Raw genomic sequence first — 273 nt, forward strand, 5'->3', positions numbered from 1 at the left:
GTGCCTGGCCGCGAACCAGCAGATCCTTCTTGGTGGCCTTCGCTGCGAGGAATCGCATGCCGACATTCATGGCGCGCAGGGGTCCGCGAGGATTGCGCATCAGCAGGTTGAGCCACTTGTAGTCGGCCTGGGTGATGACGAAGTTCTTGGGGGCCTTGACGTAGTCGGGCTCGAGGTTCTTGCGGTCGGCGCCCAACTTGTTGCCGTCGAACGGGGTGGGCTCGACACTGCGGCCACCGAGGCGTCCGCCGGGTGCTTCCGGGTAGTAGTCGG

General features: G+C 64.8%; 1 protein-coding gene. It reads right to left on the reverse strand.

What is annotated here, in order from left to right; all coding sequences use genetic code 11:
- A partial coding sequence (locus ACKRDP_RS09935) for a hypothetical protein (RefSeq protein WP_489685589.1) occupies positions 1 to 273 on the reverse strand: 273 nt, incomplete at both ends.

This window comes from Pampinifervens navoyensis, assembly GCF_046159715.1.
Lineage (GTDB): Bacteria > Aquificota > Aquificia > Aquificales > Aquificaceae > Pampinifervens.